The sequence below is a fragment of the Microcoleus sp. AT8-B5 genome, from assembly GCF_036705565.1.
In the GTDB taxonomy this organism is placed as follows: Bacteria; Cyanobacteriota; Cyanobacteriia; order Cyanobacteriales; family Microcoleaceae; genus Microcoleus.
The window spans coordinates 1-19,803 of the sequence record NZ_JAUBUY010000012.1 but is presented as its reverse complement, the minus strand read 5'-3'; the positions used below and the strand labels follow the sequence as shown (position 1 = coordinate 19,803).

The following is a 19,803-nucleotide window of genomic DNA, read 5'->3' as shown; positions in this document are numbered from 1 at the left end:
GGAATGTCGGACTGTCGGACTGTCGGAATGTCGGACTGTCGGACTGTCGGACTGTCGGACTGTCGGACTGTCGGACTGGGACAAGCAATAAACGCTTAAAGAAATACTCCCAATCCGCGGCTAACGGCATTTCCTATACGATCGCACAACGAAGCATCCGGCACTCCCTGTCCTTCCTGTTCCCATTTTTCCACGAGTTGGCGGCCTAGGGGCGTGAGGCGAAAACTGTCGGTAATGCCTTGTCCGTCTACTTCCCGCCGCAGTACGCCGACTTGGATCAGCCAGAGTAGCGAGTTTTCGGCTACGAGTTCGGATACGGGCGATCGGGTGTAGCCGCTTTCGACACCGGAATTTGAGGCGATCGCAGTTAGGAAAACACTGTTATCGCGGATGGTCTGGAAGAAGTGTAATTGAAAAGGGCTGCACCGGACCGCGCGATCGGCTCTTTTGACAGTGCGATCGGGATAACTAATAGATTTAAATGCTTCGGATGGAATAAAAGTCATTCAAAAAACCTCTGAACAGGTACTATATTTTTAATTGTTACAGATATCCGAGCGGGCTGATTCACCCTATCGATCCTAATTTTACACTTATTATGACCGATACACTAAATAACATCAACAAATTTGTTGAATACGTTCGTACTTTGAAGGGAGACGAAAAAGGCGAAGCTCAAGTATTTTGCGATCGCCTGTTTCAAGCCTTCGGTCATCTAGGCTACAAGGAAGCGGGAGCCGAACTAGAATTTCGAGTAAAGGCGAAAGGCAAAACTACGAAATTTGCCGATTTGCTGTGGCGGCCCAGGTTGTTGCTGGAGATGAAAAAACGGGGCGAAAGACTGGAAAAACACTATCAACAAGCCTTTGAATACTGGCTGGAGCTAGTGCCGCAACGTACCAAATATGTGGTTCTTTGCAACTTTGATGAATTTTGGATTTATGACTTCGATTTACAACTGCGGGAACCGGTAGATCGCATAAATCTCGAAGAGATACCCGATCGCTTCACAGCCTTAAACTTTCTTTTCCCCGAAAATCGCCAGCCTTTATTCAATAACAATAAAATTGATGTAACGCGAACTGCCGCTGACAAAGTTGCTCTACTTTTTAATCGCTTGGTAGAGCGCGGCGAAAAAGTAGAAACGGCTCAAAGGTTTATCCTTCAGTGTGTAGTAGCATTGTTTGCTGAAGATATCTATTTGTTGCCGCGCGGTTTATTCACCGAGTTTTTAGGTGATTGCCAGATGAATCGAGTTAGTTCCTACGATTTAATTGGGGGATTGTTTCGGCAAATGGGGAGCGATCGCCCCGCACCTAAAGACAGCCGCTATCGAGATGTATCCTATTTTAATGGCGGTATCTTCTCAGTTGTTGAACCCATCGCCCTGACTCGCAGCGAAATCGATCTGCTATTGGAGGCAGCAAAGGAACGGTGGTCAAAGGTAGAACCTGCGATTTTTGGTGCGTTGTTTGAGTCCAGTATGGGCAAAGAGGAACGTCATGCCTTGGGTGCTCATTATACCAGCGAGGCAGACATTCAAAAAGTGGTTTTGCCTACGATTATCCGCCCGTGGCGAGAACGGATTGAAGCTGCGAAGACGCTCAAAGATTTGTTGGCACTGCGGCAAGAATTACTTGATTTCAAAGTTCTCGATCCAGCTTGCGGCAGCGGTAATTTTCTCTATGTTGCTTATCGGGAACTGAAGCGACTAGAGGCACAACTGCTAACTAAAATTCATGAAAATTTCTCTCGTGCTGCTAATGCGATAGGTACGATGTCGCTGGTGAAGACAAGCCAGTTTTACGGCATTGACATCAAACCCTTTGCCGTGGAATTGGCAAAAGTGACGCTGATGCTTGCCAAAAAGTTAGCCTTAGATGAAGAAAACCAGTTGCTCAATACGGTACAGTTGAACCTGGCATTGGAACTAGAGCAAGCATTGCCGCTCGATAATCTCGATCGCAATATCCGCTGTGATGATGCTCTGTTTTGCGAGTGGGAACAAGTTAATGTAATTATTGGCAATCCTCCCTTTTTGGGTGGTAAGCAGATGCGCTTGGTTTTGGGTGATGAATATATCGATCGCATCTTTGCTAAATTTCCTGAAGTAAAAGATTCTGTGGATTTTTGCACCTATTGGTTCCGTCTTGCCCATCAACATTTAGGAGAAAATTGCCGCGCTGGTTTAGTCGCCACCAATTCCATTTCTCAGGGTAAAAGTCGTAAAGCTGCCCTAGATTACATTGCCCAAAATGGCGGCTGCATTTACGATGCCATCTCCACACAACCTTGGTCTGGTGAAGCTAAAGTACATATTAGCATTATCAACTGGCTCAAAACCTCTGATGCTCAAGAATTAACCTACCGTATCGATCACACAATTGTCTCAAACATTAACTCTTCTCTAAAAGCTGAAGTTGATGTTACCCAAGCAGTGCGACTGAAGACAAATTTGAATCGATGTTTTGCAGGTATAACTCCTGTAGGTACGGGCTTTATTGTGTCCTTGGAGCAAGCTGAAGTATGGAATAAAGTCAATCCCAAAAATCGGGAAGTAATTCGTCCTTTTCTAGAAGGTAATGACCTCGTAGCCAACCCCTACAGAGGTCTAAAAAATTTGATTATCGACTTTAATGACATGAGTATTGAAGAGGCAAGTGAATATGTCCAGCCTTTTCAATGGGTTAAAATGAGAGTGAAACCAGAAAGAGATTTGAATCGTAGAAAGGTTTATCAAAAATACTGGTGGCAATTTGGAGAACGAAGACCCGCAATGCGTCAAGCCCTAAAATCGGTTTCTCAATACTTTGCAGTTACTCAGACATCGAAATGGGCAATTTTTCTTCCTTGTCCTATTGAATGGCTACCTAATGCTAGAACGCGAGTTGTTACCTGCGACGACTTTTATATTTTGGGAATACTCACATCTAGCACTCATCAGATTTGGATGCACGCACAAAAATCAACACTTAAAGCCGATATTTCTTACACTCACAACACCTGTTTTGAAACCTTTCCCTTTCCCCAAAATTGCCCAGAAAAAACCAAAACTGAAATTCGAGCAGCTATGCAGGTTCTCCATAACTATCGTACAGAGTATATGGAGCGCAAACAGTGTGGTATTACCCAATTATACAACGAGTTTTTTAATGAACCTGCCAGCCAACTCGCCAAACTCCACGCCCAATTAGACCAACTCGTTTGCAAAGCCTACGATATCAAAACAAACCAAGACCCCTTAAAGTTTCTATTAGAATTAAACTTTGAAGTTGCACAGCGAGAAACTGAGGGATTACCTGTTGTCGCTCCCTGTTTGCCACCTGTTGTATAAAATCCCAGTGAATTAATTACAGACGATTTTTTAATTTTTGTTGCAAGAGCGATGGGTTTTGAGCTTTCAATTGGCTGGCAAATTCTGCATCTGCTTCGATTGCAGAGCGAATTTCATCTCGACGATCGTGATAATAGGCTAAAGCTGCATAGATATCAGATAAAGTAATACTCGGATAGTGATACAAAATTTCGTCTGGTGACATTCCCATTTGTTCGTGCCAAACAACTATATCCTGAACTCGGATGCGATGTCCGGCGATACGGGGTTTTCTCCCACAGATTCCTGGGGTGATTTCGATATGTTCTTTAATGACGGCGATCGACATGGTAGGGAATTAATATAGGATGTGTCTTCTATTTTAGGACAGGCTAGACGAGTTTGGCTGTAAAAGGCATTTTAAGCTATGGTATTTTTGATGGATATTGCGAATTTCCGCCGTCGCCAATGGACTTGAGTCAAGGTGATTGCTTGAACTGGAACTCGAATAACGAGCGTAGCATATTCGAGTTCCAGTTCAAAAAAAGCGATTTCCATCGCCGATAACTTTTTCAATCGCCGAAGCACAAAATCAATTAAAATACATTTATAAATCCCAAGGGAAACAAAACTATGACATTACCAGTTGGGTGCGCCGCCCCTCAGTTTACCGCCAAAGACACCAACGGCAACACCGTCTCCCTGTCCCAATTCGCAGGTAAAACCGTAATTCTGTATTTCTACCCCAAAGATGACACCCCCGGCTGCACCAGACAAGCCCAAAGCTTCAAAGCAGCCCATGAAGAATACAAGGGCAAAGATATAGTAGTTCTCGGTGTCAGCCGCGACAACGAAGAATCGCACCAAAAGTTCACAGAAAAATACGGTTTACCTTTCCAGCTATTAGCAGATGTTGATGGCACGATTACCAAAGCTTACGATGTGGAGAAAGGCGATTATGCCAAGCGCGTCACCTTCGTCATCGACGGTACTGGCAAAATTATTCAGGTTTATGAAGGGGAAACCATGAAAGTTGACACTCACGCTCAAGATATTCTCGTCACCATAGTTTAGTCGAAGTTTAGCCGAAGTTTAGTCGATCGCGCTAACACTCCTGCACGCACCAAAGCGCTAAAAACCCGGTTCCTTCCTAGATGCCTCGTTGCTATAGGCAATATTCTCCTAGGAACCGGTTTTTTTTAGTAAGGAATGAGAATTAAATAACTTCCACTCTTGAAAGTGGGATGGGCGTCCCGCCCGTCCAAAAAGGATGGGCGTCCCGCCCGTCCCACAATAACAATTAAAATTGTAAGTTATTTAATTCGCGTTCCTAAGTCCTGACCGAAAGCATCCAGGATACAAGCCCCCGCATTCATCTCGCGCAAGTCAATGCTTCAATTCTAAAATCTAAAATCTAAAATCTAAAATCGCGCAATCGATTGACTCAGCAAGTGAGGGGTCAAGGGTACAGGGGGAAACAACCGACTCGAATTAAATTCCTTCCCTCAAAACTTGCACCACAAATCAGCTCAACCAGGCATATATTCGGTTAAGGTGCTTATGGTACGTCTAAAGTTAGATTTGTGGCGCAACTCCCGCCAATAGTTAAAAACTTATGCTGGAAAAGGCATTAACCGCCCGTAGGCTGAATCTAGGGGCGATTTTGTCCTGGTTCAGGTCATGGTGTTTAATAAAATCAGAAGTTATCCTTGCTTTAGCTGAATAACTAAGTAGGTAGAGGGATATATAATGACAACCAACAACATTATTTTGAGTTACTTAGGCCCGCGAGAAATTGAGGTCAATAGAGCCGCTGTGTTACTTGGCACTTTTGACACAAATCTAGTGGCAGCGATTTCAGCATTAGAAGGCTCAAATGCCCTGAATGTCGGGAGAAATCTCTCTAGAGGCATTTGGAACATCAGTTTAGAAAAAGGATTCGATAGCGCAGGAACTCGCACAGTGCAGGTGAGGGCAACTGATAAGACTGGCAAAGTTATCGGCCAACAAACAATTAACATCAAAGTTAATCCTGCTTCTGGGGCACCCGCTCAAATTTTCACGTTAATTACTCTCACAGATACCAAATTCAAAGCCGGAACACTGCCCGCCAGCAATCTCAACGATCTGCAAAAAGCGGACATACCAGCAGGGAAAATATATCCAGTTAGCGACTACGAGTTAGAAGACGGACATCTAAATGTTCAACTAAATAATCCAATTTATCCGGTGGGAAAAACCGGCTTTTTCTACGAAAAACACGTACTCATAACCAAAGGCGCAAAAATTCTCATATTCGATCGCGCCGAGTTGCCGACCCCGCCTCCTGGAATGCAGTTACTGTGGGTGATCAAAAAGACCTGGTTAAAGTTCACCCCCGCAGATTCTGGAACTTTAGGCCCAACTCAGAAATTACTATTTAACCCAGGAGAAACTTTCAATCTTCTCGGCTACGCTTGCGTGGAAAACCATTTCAGAGTCGCTTTTGCTCGGGCAGTTCCTAACTTAGGAACTTCGGGATTTCTGTACTGGCTGCACGTCCAAATTTTGCGAGACGGGAGGGGAATTGAGTATGATAGAAATGCAGTTACGATGACAATCATCAAAACAACTGTGTTTAAAAAGCGGCCGATAAATGCCGCTAGCCTGCCACCCCAAGAAAAAATTACCTTGCCGGCGGGAATGATTTACGGAATTGCCGGATTCTTGATCGAACAAAGCCACATTAAAGTCTCGCTGACCGAGAATTTGCCACAATTTGGCAATACAGGCTTCATTTATCCCGATTTTGTGCAATTCAGCCGCGGTGGCAAATCTTTTAATCCCGCTGTGAATTTAACTTATCAAGGGCCGTCAGAAGTTTTAGTAAATCAGCCGATCGTCCTTCGGGGTACTTTTGACCGGCAACAAGCAGCAAAAATTGACGTGATAGCTGAGGATAAATTTCCCCTAACCGTCACTCTAAACCAAGAGACTAGCACTTGGCAAGTTAATTTGTCTAAAGGATTTAGCGTAGCTGGAGCTCGGTGGCTCAGGTTGCGGGCAACTGACAGCAAAGGCAACGTTACTGGCAGCCAAATAATTTACATTGCCGTAACTTCCGATCCGCTAACTGTCGGACGAGGTTTGACCTTAAAGATAGTTTCTGACACTTTGTTTAAGGTAGTTCCTCTTGATTCTTCCAGGCTCAACAATCAGCAAAAAGTTGTTGTCAAAGCAGGCCAGACGTTGGCCGTTAGCAAATACGGATTTATTGACGGGCATCTCAAGGTGGTTCTGGATTCAGCAATTTGGCCGATCGGCACTTTTGGCTATTTTTATGAACCCGACGTTCAGTTGGCAAAAGGTACTCAAATCCTAAGATTTGACCTGGCTGACGTACCCAATAGCAACGGGGGCGCTCAACTTTTGGTAACTCAAACAACTCAGATTAAAGCTAAACCCGAAGATTCATCGAAACTGCCTGCCGATCAAATTGCTGACCTACTTTTAGGCAGCACCTATGCCATTACTGGTTATGCCTGCATTTTGGGGCATTTCCGAGTAACTCTCGCCCAATCTATTCCCGGTTTCGGCAATATCGGATTTATTTATTGGCAGGACGTTAAAATTAAAAAAGACGGCAAAGAAGTTCCCTTTGACGCGGATGCTTTGACGATGACAATCCTGCAAGCAACTGTCTTTAAAAAACGGCCGGTAGATTCTTCTAGCCTGAGCAGTACCGAGAAAACTACGCTGCCTTTAGGTCGAGTTTACGGCGTGAACAGCTACGGTGCGGAAGGATCTCACCTGAAAGTTTCTCTGACTGAAGAACTGCCGAATTTGGGCAATACAGGTTATGTTTTTCCTAGTTTTGTTCAGTTCAAGCGGGGAGATAAAATTTTCGATCCGGTTCCGAACAATGTGGAATTGAACGTGCCGTATTTTTCGCAGCGAGACAATCCGCGTTTTGACTGGTCTACTTGCAACGTAACTTCGATCGCCATGGTGCTTTATTATTACGGCCTTCGTTCTAAGTGGGGCGGACAGTTGGAGGATGAGTTGTTGCAGTGGTGTTTCGACTATGCCGGCCAGGGATCTCAAACGGATCACAGCGTGCTTTCGGCGCTGATTCAGGCCTACGGGTTTAAGACGAGTTTTAGTACGACTCGCAAATGGGCCGAGGTGCGATCGGAATTGCTAAATCGGCGGCCAGTAGTTTTAGCAGGAGATTTTACTGCTGCCGGTCACATTCTTACTGTCATTGGCTACAATTCTCAGGGTTATATCGTGCAAGATCCTTGGGGAGATGCACTCACTGGTTACAGCGATACTGAGGGGAGAAAGTTGATGTATCCCTACAGTTATGTCAATCAAGTTGCTGGGCCAGATGGGAATGTTTGGGCACATTTTATCTATCCATAATTTACTCTACTGTTAGCAAATTGTGAGGCACTGCGGCTATTCGTAAGGTGTGCATAACAGCTATTCGTAAGGTACTTAATGCACACCCTACCTAACTTAGGAAATCTTGCGCTTAGGAATGAGAATTAAATAACTTACAATCTTTATTGTTCTTGTGGCATGGGCGTCCCGCCCGTGCATAAAGGACGGGCGGGACGCCCATCCCACTTTCAATAGTGTAAATTATTTAATTTGCGATCCTTAATTTTGCATTTTGCTGCGCCAATGCCTAAAAAGCTCAACCCTACTAAAGTACCAAACCAAGTGGGAGCATCCCGCTGTTTAACTAGACAGAAATACTTAGGGGTTGCTGAATATATCGCCCGCGTGTTACGTGGCCTGGGTTATTTGATCGCGCGATCGAGAGTAAAGTCGCAGCGATCAACAGGTAGAATAGGTCAAAAGCCGTGCATCACCACCTGCGATCGTGTATAAAAAAGCTGAGCTTGCCCCAAGCCCCCCATCCGACGCAAGAACTCCCCTTTGAAGGAAGATTATCAGAAGATAACCGTTGGGTAAAAATGGCCCAACTAATTCCTTGGTCGAAATTTGAATCAGACGCAAAAAATGAATCAACCAATCAAGGAAAATTAATCATAGATGCCACCTGTGCCCCAGCAGACATTAGCTACCCCACCGACTAAGGACTATTAAACAAGGCAAGAATTCACACAGAAAAAATCATCGACATTTTTTATAATCCCGTCAAAGTAAAAATTAATAAAAAACCCAGAACCTACCGAAAAATAGCCAGAAAAGACTACTTAGCAGTAGCCAAACAACCACGACCATTACGAAACAAAAAAATCCCAGCCTTGAAAAAATAACGGCAATATATTAAAAGAAACCTCGCTCATATTGAACAGCTAATTGAATCAGGTGCCACCCTACAAAGTATGACCAAAAAGCAATATAAAACCTTGCTAGTTGTCACAGAAGTCTATCGGCAACAACTCTGGTTATTTGAAAATAAAAAACAGAGTATATCGGACAGTTGGGGTAAGTTTAAGCCAACCGCACATCCGTCCCATTGTCAGAGGAAAAGCAGGGAAACCTGTAGAGTTTGGAGCAAAACTATCAGCGAGTTGCAGTGAAGGATATGTATTTTTATACCGGATGAGCTGGGATAATTTTAACGAATCAGGAGACTTAAAAGCACTCATTTGAAGCCTTTAAAAATTACACAGGATACTATCGGTGAATCAGTCCATGCCGTTAGCGAAGCCCTCGAAGAGGATCGCATTTACCGAAATCGGGAAAACCGAGCATGGTGCAAAGAAAAAGGAATTAGAATCAGTGGGCCACCCTTGGGAAGACCCCCAGCAACTGTGAGTAAAGAAAAAAAGAAGCAAGCCTTAGAAGATGAGAGGATTCGTCAGGCAATTGAGGGAAAATTTGGGGCTTGCGTAAACGCAGATTTAGTCTCGATCTCATCATGGCAAAACTTGATAATACTTCACAGACAGCTATTGCTATCACTTTTTTAGTCATGAACCTTTCTACCTGGTTAAGATGGGTTTTTTTTTTGTTTTTATGCCGTTCGTGGAAAACAATGCCCATTTTTGGCTCTAATATAATCTGCGTTTATAACTTGCTCACATTGACGAAGGAAAAACTCATCTTTAACTCTGCTTGAATATATCGTGAGCTCCTGTTCTTAGTTTGCGATCGATTATTCAGCAAGCCCTAATTCGTTCATTGTAACTCAAAAAAGCCTGAAGTGATTACGGATCAATCACTTCAGGCTGGAATTTTTTAAATTTATAACCATCAATTCTATTTAAATACCTGCAAAATGTGGGATGTACATTTATTGGTTAACGTTAACCCGACTGATGTCGCTAGCTTTGTCCTGCAAAGAGTCAAAGGCAGGGCTTCCAGTTACTTAAGAAAAGAGTTTCCTGAATAGTGAAAATTGCCTACCTTGTGGACTCCTAGTTATTTTGTCGGTAGTGTTGGCAATGTCTCAACTGAAACCGTCCGAAAATATATTGAAGAACAGAGAAATAAATACTCCGCAACACTGGTAGCCTAAAGACTACAACTGCGTTTCATCAAGAGCTTGAAATACCGGGGTTCTCACGCGACGCGCTATAGGCTGCAGAAGCTAGTCGTTGTTCAAATAACCACTGTTTGCTTTCAGGAGAATCATCCAGCCAGCGATCGATCAAGTCCGCCCATTTGACAGGCAGACGCAACTCCTGCCAGGTTGAGTGAGAAGCGACAGAAAGATTGTGGTAAAGCGCTGAATCCGAAATAACTTTTTCGATACATTCTGCTAAAGCCAGAGAGTTCCCCGCTTCAAAAATCATCGAATTAATACCGTGTTTTAAGTGGGTTTTAAACATCGGGTGATCTGAAGCTACTATCGGTGTTCTAGTCCGTAAAGCGTGCTGAATAGTCAGGGGAAAACCTTCGGGATACTCGTGCCTGCTAGTAACTAACACGAGATCGGATTCTCTCATTAAAGGTTCTAAACTCTGAGTTGGCACGATTCCCAGAAAATCTACACAATCTTTAATTTGTAACTCTTCGACTCGCTGGGCAAAAAACTCCTCTTCACCTTTACCTGCCATTTTTAAGTGAACTGATATATTATTCCGTTCTCTTAACTTTGCTACGGCTCTCAATATATCACCCACGCCCTTACTTTGTATTAACGAACCAGCGTAAAAAAGTTGAATTTTTTTGATGTCCGCAGGGATTGTTTTCGGCGACAAAGAGCCGGGATTGGTCTCTAAGAGAAAGTCCCAGGGAATTATTTTATCAGCTTTTACTCCTATTTGTTGGAACAATAAAGATGACGTAATGCCGTAAGTTCCAACCCATTCTATTTGCTTGTTATTCAACAATTGGGACAGGAAATAGTTGCGGTATTTATTGCGCCAAGTTGTTGTCGCAATAGATTCTGCAAATACAGCGATGGTTTTAATTTTGTTTTTTATTGCCCACTTAAAAATGTCTGGAAAAGTCGTCCGCATGACTAAATGAGTCGGCTTTTGCTGGGCAATTAACTCGATCAATTTTTGGGTATCAATTTTGTAATTAAATCCGCAACCGATCGCCCGCACGCCGTTTTCTAGAACCCGATCGTTAAATTCGGGTGTCATGCAGCAAATAACCGTTACTGACTCAGCTCGTTTTGCCATCTCGGTGACGGCATCAACAGAATATTTTTGAGCGTAGTATGTTTCGCTTCCACCTTTGGCTAAACGATCAAAGGCTTCTGCGTAATCGCCGGCATACTGAACTATGACTAAGCGCATTTTCCTCAACTCTGGTTGTAAAGTATTTAATAGGACTTACGATGCAAAAGATGTGTAAGTAGGTTGATCGGGACGGTTTGAGGTACCGCCACAACCGCACTATTAATTTTATTTTGCTTCAGTCTTATTATAAAGAGTTTCGGCAACAGCCAGGTCAATAGATAGCGGCCGCAGTCGCTTTGTATTGGGGGTTTCAGGCTAATTTTCTCTTGATGTATCTGAGAGTGTGTTGCAAGTAGAATGCGGGAATTAATCCCGACTAAGTAAGGAGAAATACTGTCCCCTGCAATTTGATCTCCGAAGTTGCGATCGACACTCACTCTCGACACTCACTATCGGTACTCAGTTAGCATATTGGAGGGGATGCCAGCAGAATTGGGCTATAAAGTTCACAAATCGTGACAATATTTGGTTTTACGGCGCTCAATAAGCCAAAGTTTCTAAAGTTTCTCGCAGATAGGAACGAACCTGCTGATCGAGGGTGGCATTTTGGTGCTGACGCTCAAAATTGAGTTCTAGCTGCCAGCGTTGAAATCCTGAACTTGCGCCGATCGCGGATTTGAGACTGCCCCAGATTTCAGAATCTTCGCACAGCTCGATCGGCTCGGCGGCTTGAGGTTCTTGTGCGATCGGTAGATAATTCGCCATATTGTTATACCTCTGTTTTAATCCCCTGTAAGGATTGAAAGCTGACCTTGACACTCTCTATTATAGATTCTTCTCTCCAAAGAGCCAACCTAAAATATCCACAACCTGCGATTAAAAATTAAATATTAAGACTATTAATAATCTCTATCACAAGAGGGGTGTTACCTATTTTCTTCACAGCATACATCTGTACAAATTAAAGTAGCTTAAACTACAATTGTCCCCTTATTAATTTTTTATTTCACTTTTTTTCGATCGACTCTTCGGGTAGAGATGTAACGCCGTTGGAGTCAGCAGGTTTTGGGTTGACAATACTGCCGACTGACGAATTCCCTCTTGTGGATGCTGAACCAATTGACTCTGCCGCTGCAGCCACAGCGGCAGTTGTCTCGGCTGCCAAAGCCGGCAAAAGTCGATCGACTTGCCAAGGCGCGATCGTAAAATCCTGCCGAATTTTTTCTAAAACATGAGGCTGTGTCGCTGCAAATTCTGATTCCGGCGTCAGCAAAACCGCCATGACACTAGCAGACACCTGCAAAAACAAATTGCTAGCTAAAAAAGCAGCAACTGCCAACAACAATCCAGCCCACCGCCAGGAAGGAGGAAAGGGAGCAACCGTTGCCGCGAGGGGAGCCAATCGGTAGAGTTGCCACAAAATTACTGCCAGCAAAACAGCTACAAAAAGAGCGATTCCTTGATTTAACTTAGTTTTAAATCGAGTCAGAAGCCGCTGCTGCACCGAAGTTAAATTCTGCGGTTTCACCGCCACAACTAAAATACTAAAAATGTAAAAAGGGCGGAACCACTGCATCCACAGCACAGGAACAATACCGGCTACAGCCACTAAAAATATTTCTAACCAGACAGGGAGCAGGGGAGAACCCACTGCGAGTCCCAGCAAGCACACTCCTAGGAATATCGGCAGTGCAGCCGCCCCAGAAAGATGAATCCACAAGAAAGGATCTGACCAAAAAGAACGCACTTTAAAAAATAATTATGAGTTATGAGTTTTGAATTTTGAGTTTTGATAGTCGGGGACGCATTCTTAAGCAATAAACCTGGTGCAAAGAGTACATCTCTAGAAGTAACACCAAGCATTTTGGGAGGAAACTCGATTGCGGTGCGTAAGTCTTATTGGAGTTTGAAATTTTGAATTTTTAGCAACAGCCAAGACGATGAGGACGTTGTTAATTGTGGATATATTTGCTTTTCTTACTTCTTCCTTCTCTCCTCGATAACTAAAACCTTCTGCCTTCTGGATTCTTGCTTCTGCTATAAGTTAAAAACAAAAGTTGCGAGTGATGACTTTAGGAGTATTGAGTGAAGAGAAGAGTTGCGAGCGATCGGCAATTTAGTTGCGATCGCTCAAAAATTCTCTTCCCTCTCAACACTCACCACTCAAAACTATTGAGAGAGAGTCCGGCGTTTAGTAACCATCCGGTAGGCTTCAATAATATCGCCATCCGCCCAGTCGCTAAACCCGCTCAAGGAAATGCCGCATTCAAAGCCAGCATTGACTTCCTTGGCATCTTCCTTCATCCGTTTTAGGGAGTCGAGGACACCTTCGTAAACGACATTGTTGCCCCGGCGCACCCGCACCTTACAGTTACGGATGACTTTGCCAGAGAGTACCATACATCCAGCCACAGCCCCGCGACCGATCGCAAAGACAGCGCGCACTTCGACGCTTCCCAAAGGTTCTTCCACCAATTCGGGTTCCAGCAGGCCTTCCATCGCCCCTTGAATGTCATCCAAGAGGTTGTAGATGATGCTGTATTCCCGCACGTCTACGCCAGCTTGGTCAGCCGCGAGGCGAGCGTCGGTGGCCAGAGTAGTATTGAACCCGATAATTACAGCATTACTGGCTGCTGCGAGGTCAATATCCGTTTCTGTAATTTCCCCAGGAGCAGATAGCAGCAGTCGGAGTTGAACTTCTTTTTGAGGAAGTTGAGTCAGAGCGCCGACAATTGCTTCGAGGGAGCCTTGGACATCTGCCTTCAAGATCAAGTTGAGTTCCTTGAGAACGCCTTCCTTAGCTTGTTGAGAGAAGCCGCTGAGGCTGATCCGGCCGCCTTGCAGCAGGCGTGAATCTCGTCTGGAGGTAGCTCTTCCGCTTGCGATCGCCGCAGCTTCTTTTTCGTTTGCGAAGACATCAAACTCGTCTCCGGCGCGAGGAACTTCCCGCAGCCCTAGCACTTCCACCGCGAAGGATGGAGTTGCGTGTTCTACGCGATCGCCCCGGTCATCGATCATTGCCCGCACCTTGCCCAAAGCCGAGCCTGCGACCACAATATCGCCCACTCGCAGAGTGCCGTTCTGAACCAGCAGAGTTGCCACAGGCCCCCTTGCCTTGTCGAGGTGAGCTTCAATCACAGTACCCTTAGCCGGTCGGTGCGGGTTGGCGTTGAGGTCTTCCATTTCCGCGACTGTCAGAATCATTTCCAACAGCGTATCCAGGTTTTCGCCTCGGATCGCGCTGACTGGAACCATCGTGATATCGCCCCCCCAGTCATCTGCCACCAAGCCGTACTCAGTAAGCTCTTGCTTCACCCGTTCCGGCTGAGCACCCTCCTTGTCAACTTTATTGATAGCCACGACAATTGGCACTTTCGCAGCTTTCGCGTGGCTGATCGCTTCAATTGTCTGGGGTCGCACGCCGTCGTCCGCCGCCACCACCAAGATGGCGATGTCCGTAACCCGTGTTCCCCGAGCCCGCATCGCTGTAAAGGCTTCGTGACCGGGCGTATCCAAAAATACCACCTGCTGGCTCTTGCCTTCGTGTACCACATCCACGTGGTAAGCACCGATGTGCTGGGTAATGCCCCCAGCTTCTCCCTGAGCCACCTTGGTTTTGCGGATCGAGTCGAGCAAGGTAGTTTTACCGTGATCCACGTGACCCATAATCGTTACTACTGGGGGACGGCGTTCGAGGTATTCCAAATCCGCTTCGTCCAGCATCTCGATCACTTTGATAGCTGGGGCTACTTTTTCTGGGGTTTCCACCTCTACGCCCATTTCTTCGGCTACCATCCTCACCGCTGGAATGTCCAGGGTTTCGGTAATATTTACCGCAATTCCTTTAGAGAAAAGCCGCTTAATAATTTCGGTTTCGGGAACAGCCAGAGTAACTGCTAGTTCTTGAACGGTCATCGGCCTGCTCAGCAGCAGCTTTTCTGGACGTTCTACCTTAGCTTCGGCTGTTTTGCCCCGGTTGCCGCGTCCCCCGCTCGAACCTGAAGAACTTTTATCGTGAGAAGGGCCTGGTCTCTTATTTTTTCCGCTGCTTCCGGGTGCGCCCGGAGTTGGTGTTGACTTGGGTGCTGCTTGTCCCTTCGCTTTCGCTGGGCGGGCTAGGGACAGGCTGACCGTGACTGGTGCTGGGAGATCCAAGCCGTTTTCTAAGTCATCGTCATCCTCGTCTATGGGTTTGAGGCGAGAACGTTTTGCCTTAACAGCTTTGGCCGCTTTGGCAGCATCTGAGTTTTCGTCATCATCTTCTTCCCAAATGACCGATGTCTTTTTGGCAGGACGAGGGAGGGAGGGCCTTTCGAGGAGAGGAATCTCCAGCAACGGCGTATTATCTTCTTCATTGTCATCAGTGTCATCCCCTAGCGCTCCGGTGCCACCGCCCCGGCTACGCAGCCCGGTAGCTGACGTTGCGGGGGCCAGGCTCCGGCGCGGCCCACCGGGCTGGGGTCGATCGGCCAGTGGAGTTTTGACTGGGCCACCAGGGCCTTCCCGGCGCGGTATGCGCGCGTCGCGAGATTCGGTACCTCCCGGTGCAGGTCTGCTGGGGCGGCTCGGTTTAGCCGGCGCTTCCAGAGTTTCTGACTGTCCTGATTGCTCTTGCTCGGTTTTTGCCAGTTTGAGTACCGGCTTGTTCCCCAGATTTTGTGGGGTACGGCTAGCCGACTCGGACGCCCCTCTGACGGGCGGCGACGTGAGTTTTGCCGAGGGCGCAGGAGGGGCCATCGGCGGTTGCTGGGTGCGTTCTGGAGCCTTGGACGACGGCGGTTGAGGTGCCGCCGGTGCCTGAGCCTGGGCGGTGGTTTCCGGGGCGATCGCACCTACATTTTCCGACACTCTTTCTGACGGAGCCGCCGACACAGCGACATTTGGCTTCGACAGTACAGGTCGATTGATATTCGGTTTAGCTGGAGGCTGGAGTTGTTGAGCAGCAGGCGACTTGGGAGGAGTTGCCACGGTTGCCGCCGGCTGGTTTTTGTTCTCCTCGTTGCCTGCAGGCTGGGAGGAGGCACCAGCCGGCCGTACTTTTGGACTGCGTATTTCTAAAATTTGCTGCTTTTTTTGTTGGTCGTTAGGGTGAGGGCCAGATTCTCTCGATGGCGCGGCTGCTCTTTCGGGTGGAGCTGGCTTGCCGGGGGAAGAGTGGCTACTGGCTACGTATTTTTCCGCCGTTTTGCGAATGCGCTCTGCTTCGGATTCTGTAATTGTGCTGCTGTGGCTCTTGACTGAAATATTGAGCCGCTCGCAAACTGCCAAGATGTCTTTATTATCCAAATTTAGTTCCCGTGATAATTCGTAAATTCTTACTTTGCCGTTGTTCATCCACTCTGCCCTCTTTTGTGCCAACCAGTTTTTACATTGTGATTTTTTGTGCTAATGACGACATCATTCGGTGTGATTGATTCAGTGTCAGGAATCGGGGTTTTGGTACTCGCTCAGCAATTTTATCTAAAAGATGCAACTCGCTGAAGTCTGCGGTTGAAGAATTCTCAAGTCTGTTTGGGAACTTGGAACTCCGAAGTCTGAGTTTTGGCAAAACCCACTCTCTCAAGCTTCAAAGTTTGCCTTTCCACCTTGAGGATACCTCTGCTAGTACCCTACCCTTATCTAATCTGACACAAATCTTTCCAGACTGGTGGGCAGATCGGATTGGGGTTTTATAGCTGGCGCTACCGGTAATTACTGGTAGGGCTGCCAAGAGGGTTTATACAGTCGATGCCGAACTATTGTCGGTTTTTCGTCCGGCTAGGCCCGAGTAAGATGTACAGTCAGATGTGGCTAAACGCTGCCAAAGTGTTTGGTAGAGTTCGTCAGACACAGGCGCTTTGAGCGATCGCCCAAGTCGATTTTTTTTCTGAGCTGCTTTGAGGCATTCGGCTTCCCGACAAAGGTAAGCAGAACGACCCATGCCACGATCTAATTGTACCTGATGAGAAGGATAGAGCCTGACTACTCGCCAAAAAGCTTCCTTAGGAGCTATTTTTCGACAACTTGCACAGCACCGGTAGTTCGGTTTCATTTCTTGTGAGAGGGGGAGTAGGGGACAACTCCTCCTTGTCTGGCGAAGATAGAAAATCTTAGGACAAGGAGTCAGAAGACAGAATTCAGAATTCAAAATACGCCATGCCCCAAGTCAGGGGTAAGGGTTACGGAAAAAATTTTTTGTGTTCCACGATTAAAATCGGGGGCTTTAAAGCTCGATTCTCCATCCTGTCGCACGGAACCCATTCTGGATTCTGAATTCTGAATTCTTCTTCGGTAAATGTCACAGTTTTTAGACAGCGGCTTCGGTTTCCTCCGTAGCTGCTGCCTCCTCTTCCTCAAATTCTGCGGTTTCCTCGTCGTAGTCGCCTGCTTCCTCGTAGTCGCCTTCTAGTTCTTCGAGCCTAGTTGCTTCTGCAGCCAATTTGCTGTCTTCGGCCGCGCGATCGTACTTAGCAATATCTTTGATATCGATTTTCCAACCGGTGAGGCGGGCTGCGAGACGCACGTTCTGACCTTCTTTGCCAATGGCAAGACTCAGTTGGTCTTCAGCGACCAAAATGTGAGCTCTCCTGCCTTCTGGAGCAACTAAACGTACTTCATCTACTCTAGCGGGACTCAGAGCGTTAGCAATATAAGTTGCTGGGTCTGGAGACCAGCGGATCACGTCGATTTTTTCGCCCCGCAATTCGTTGACTACTACCTGAATCCGCGATCCCCGCGCTCCGATGCAGGCTCCTACAGGGTCTACGTCGCGATCGAGAGTATCAACTGCTATTTTAGTCCGGGGGCCGACGTGCCGGGATGGCGGATTTGCCTCCCTGGCTACGGCAACAATTCTCACCACCCCGTCTTCTATTTCTGGTACTTCGTTAGCAAACAGGTAAACCACCAAACCTGCGTCGGCTCTAGAAACAAGTAACTGCGGCCCACGAGTTGAGCCTTCGCCTACTTTTTTGAGATAAACCTTGAATGTAGCGTTGGCCCGATAATTGTCGTTGGGCAACTGTTCGCGCTTAGGGAGTTCGGCATCTACTTCTGGCTGACCGAAGCTGCTGGTGACAGCTAAAATTACCGACTGCCTCTCAAACCTGAGCACTCTTGCTTGAAGAACGGTTTCTTCTAAATCTTTAAACTCTTCTTGAATCATTTTGCGCTGTTGGTCGCGCAGTTTTTGAGCGAGAACTTGTTTGGTCTGGATCGCCGCCATGCGACCAAATTCTTTTTGATTTGGTGTTACGTCTACGAGCACGATGCTCCCAGGTTGAGCTTCCGTGGCTACTTCTTGCACTTCCGTAAGTGAGATTTCGTGATCGGGATTGATGACTTCTTCGACAATAGTTTTGTTGGCTAAAACGCGGAAACCTTCTTGTTCTGCGTCTAGTTCTACATCAAAGTTGTCGAAGTATTCTTCGCTGAAGTGGTCGAGTTTTTGGGTACGGCGGTAGCGTTCGTATCCTTTGAGCAGAGCTTCTCGCAAGGCTGCTTGGACGGCGTGTTTGGGTAAATTGCGTTCTTTGCTAATACCTTCGACCATTTCTTTTAGTCCGGGCAGGGGAACCATTGACATATAAAACTCTCCTTTTTTGCTGTGGTAACAAGTAACTGGTAATCGGTAATTGGTACTGGAAAAATTTCCAGAAAAAGTGATGACGAGGAGTGATGAGTTACTGGATAGGATTAGGGAAGCTAGGTGCAGTAACAATTTATTTGTTGTTCCTCTTCAACCCGCTGCTACAGATGTGATTGTTAAAAATTAACTCGCAGCCAAGCGTTTTCAGCTTGCTGCGAGGCAATCGCAAAACTCAAATCGGGCGGGCACAGGGGCACTGCCCCTACAACTCAAAACTCAAAATTTCCCTTTACATCTCCTTTCCTTCGTCTAGTTCAACTTTGACAATCTGAGGGCGGGGAATTTTAACCTGTCGCCCTTTTTGATTGAGATAAACCGCTGTTTCATCCCGGCCCAGGAGTAGTCCTTTCCACTCTTTGATTCGCGAGTCGGGTTCGGTGGTTTTGGCTGTCACGGGGAAACCTTTAAAGGTAATGAATTCTCGATCGCTGCTGAGCAATCGGGATATTCCGGGACTGGAAATCTCTAGCACGTAGGCATCGGCTATGATGTCGGCTGCCTCTAACTCGGCATCGAGGGCTGTGCTCATGCGCTCGCAGTCGGCTAAACCAGTGTCTTGTTGGAGGTTGCGGATGTCTACCCGCAAGACGGGAGGATTTTGGTTGGTGTGAAACACTGCTCCCACTACTTCCAATCCCAGTGTTTCCGCAACGGGGGTAGCTAAGTCAATGATTTGTGGGATTAGGGGATGAGTCATATCGAATACTTAAGTTAAAACTCCTAAACTCGGACACGGGCAAGGAAAAATTTGTTGTTGAGATTGCTTGGTTTTGAGGTGGTTTGATTAGGTGGCTGCGACTTTCGTCTTCAACTTTGGGACTTACCCAACATCCCAGCAGGGATCTCAAGCGGGGGGATACCCCTACTAAATCAGTCCTCAACTTGCAAGTCAGACGCCCTGAGCTCTTTTCCTGCGACTAATGCAACAAAAAAAGTGGGCTTGACCCACTCCTAGGTAAAACAATTTCTTCCAAGAAGTTTGAGGACTTCTTCCGATCGAAGGGAGGCCTCAGTTCTCAGTTTAGCTCGATCGCCCGCCCGGTGACAAACTGATCGCCATCGGCGGACTGTCCGAGGGCAGAAGGGGAGAGCTGACAGGGGGAATAAGGACGACTTCATCACAGTTTTGGAGTGGGGTGTCGCGTGTGGCAAATTCCTGGTTGATACCCAAGCGGGTGCGATCGATCTGAGATGTTGCACCATTCTCGCTTAACAGGCTTTTCGGCCTGTTCCACAAGAAAATCTACTCTTTGTGGAACAGGCCGAAAAGC

General features: G+C 46.5%; 12 protein-coding genes and 3 pseudogenes. 5 read left to right on the top strand and 10 right to left on the bottom strand.

Annotation, left to right across the window (positions count from 1 at the left end):
* Positions 1-95: 95 nt before the first annotated feature.
* Entirely contained in the window at positions 96-506 is a 411-nt protein-coding gene (locus tag QUB39_RS10480) for an Npun_F0494 family protein (RefSeq protein WP_333208481.1), read from the bottom strand.
* 92 nt (positions 507-598) lie between these two features.
* Between QUB39_RS10480 and QUB39_RS10475 the strand changes: the two genes are divergently transcribed.
* Positions 599-3,334 (top strand): DNA methyltransferase, encoded by a 2,736-nt coding sequence (locus QUB39_RS10475; RefSeq protein WP_333208482.1) that lies wholly within the window; start codon positions 599-601, stop codon positions 3,332-3,334.
* 16 nt (positions 3,335-3,350) lie between these two features.
* Here QUB39_RS10475 and QUB39_RS10470 read toward each other — a convergent pair whose 3' ends face one another.
* Entirely contained in the window at positions 3,351-3,662 is a 312-nt protein-coding gene (locus QUB39_RS10470) for a DUF433 domain-containing protein (RefSeq protein ID WP_333056195.1), read from the bottom strand.
* 284 nt (positions 3,663-3,946) lie between these two features.
* On the opposite strand from QUB39_RS10470, the gene QUB39_RS10465 reads away from it, so the two are divergent.
* The 4 genes and pseudogenes from QUB39_RS10465 to tnpA all read left to right on the top strand — a co-directional run.
* Entirely contained in the window at positions 3,947-4,387 is a 441-nt protein-coding gene (locus QUB39_RS10465; protein WP_172192900.1) for a peroxiredoxin, read from the top strand.
* Positions 4,388-5,062: 675 nt separating this feature from the next.
* Positions 5,063-7,717, top strand: a complete 2,655-nt coding sequence (locus QUB39_RS10460) for a C39 family peptidase (RefSeq protein WP_333208483.1) — start codon at positions 5,063-5,065, stop codon at positions 7,715-7,717.
* A gap of 470 nt (positions 7,718-8,187) precedes the next feature.
* Positions 8,188-9,392: pseudogene (locus QUB39_RS10455) on the top strand (transposase).
* A gap of 168 nt (positions 9,393-9,560) precedes the next feature.
* Positions 9,561-9,791, top strand: a pseudogene (gene tnpA, locus QUB39_RS10450) (IS200/IS605 family transposase); the annotation flags it as partial.
* 19 nt (positions 9,792-9,810) lie between these two features.
* Here the strand turns inward: tnpA and QUB39_RS10445 are convergent.
* From QUB39_RS10445 to QUB39_RS30560, 8 genes and pseudogenes are all read right to left on the bottom strand, one after another.
* Entirely contained in the window at positions 9,811-11,022 is a 1,212-nt protein-coding gene (locus QUB39_RS10445) for a glycosyltransferase family 4 protein (protein ID WP_333057836.1), read from the bottom strand.
* A gap of 423 nt (positions 11,023-11,445) precedes the next feature.
* A complete protein-coding gene (locus QUB39_RS10440) occupies positions 11,446-11,670 on the bottom strand; it encodes a hypothetical protein (RefSeq protein ID WP_333057837.1) in 225 nt (74 codons plus the stop codon).
* Positions 11,671-11,911: 241 nt separating this feature from the next.
* Positions 11,912-12,652: a low-complexity tail membrane protein gene (locus QUB39_RS10435; RefSeq protein WP_333208484.1), complete on the bottom strand. Its 741-nt coding sequence runs from the start codon at positions 12,650-12,652 to the stop codon at positions 11,912-11,914.
* A gap of 422 nt (positions 12,653-13,074) precedes the next feature.
* On the bottom strand, positions 13,075-16,239 hold the full coding sequence (gene infB / locus QUB39_RS10430) for a translation initiation factor IF-2 (RefSeq protein WP_333057839.1): 3,165 nt from the start codon (positions 16,237-16,239) through the stop codon (positions 13,075-13,077).
* A gap of 382 nt (positions 16,240-16,621) precedes the next feature.
* Entirely contained in the window at positions 16,622-16,936 is a 315-nt protein-coding gene (locus QUB39_RS10425) for a YlxR family protein (protein ID WP_333057840.1), read from the bottom strand.
* A gap of 255 nt (positions 16,937-17,191) precedes the next feature.
* Positions 17,192-18,469, bottom strand: coding sequence for a transcription termination factor NusA (gene nusA / locus QUB39_RS10420; RefSeq protein ID WP_333057841.1), 1,278 nt, complete (start codon positions 18,467-18,469; stop codon positions 17,192-17,194).
* Between the two features lie 292 nt (positions 18,470-18,761).
* Positions 18,762-19,229 (bottom strand): ribosome maturation factor RimP, encoded by a 468-nt coding sequence (gene rimP / locus QUB39_RS10415; RefSeq protein WP_333057842.1) that lies wholly within the window; start codon positions 19,227-19,229, stop codon positions 18,762-18,764.
* Positions 19,230-19,553: 324 nt separating this feature from the next.
* Positions 19,554-19,715, bottom strand: a pseudogene (locus QUB39_RS30560) (MoaD/ThiS family protein); the annotation flags it as partial.
* Between the last annotated feature and the right edge of the window lie 88 nt (positions 19,716-19,803).

Bases quoted from the DNA above. Each gene is read 5' to 3' on its own strand.
- QUB39_RS10480 (WP_333208481.1), bottom strand. From the start codon at position 506: ATGACTTTTATTCCATCCGAAGCATTTAAATCTATTAGTTATCCCGAT.
- QUB39_RS10475 (WP_333208482.1), top strand. From the start codon at position 599: ATGACCGATACACTAAATAACATCAACAAATTTGTTGAATACGTTCGT.
- QUB39_RS10470 (WP_333056195.1), bottom strand. From the start codon at position 3,662: ATGTCGATCGCCGTCATTAAAGAACATATCGAAATCACCCCAGGAATC.
- QUB39_RS10465 (WP_172192900.1), top strand. From the start codon at position 3,947: ATGACATTACCAGTTGGGTGCGCCGCCCCTCAGTTTACCGCCAAAGAC.
- QUB39_RS10460 (WP_333208483.1), top strand. From the start codon at position 5,063: ATGACAACCAACAACATTATTTTGAGTTACTTAGGCCCGCGAGAAATT.
- QUB39_RS10445 (WP_333057836.1), bottom strand. From the start codon at position 11,022: ATGCGCTTAGTCATAGTTCAGTATGCCGGCGATTACGCAGAAGCCTTT.
- QUB39_RS10440 (WP_333057837.1), bottom strand. From the start codon at position 11,670: ATGGCGAATTATCTACCGATCGCACAAGAACCTCAAGCCGCCGAGCCG.
- infB (WP_333057839.1), bottom strand. From the start codon at position 16,239: ATGAACAACGGCAAAGTAAGAATTTACGAATTATCACGGGAACTAAAT.
- QUB39_RS10425 (WP_333057840.1), bottom strand. From the start codon at position 16,936: ATGAAACCGAACTACCGGTGCTGTGCAAGTTGTCGAAAAATAGCTCCT.
- nusA (WP_333057841.1), bottom strand. From the start codon at position 18,469: ATGTCAATGGTTCCCCTGCCCGGACTAAAAGAAATGGTCGAAGGTATT.
- rimP (WP_333057842.1), bottom strand. From the start codon at position 19,229: ATGACTCATCCCCTAATCCCACAAATCATTGACTTAGCTACCCCCGTT.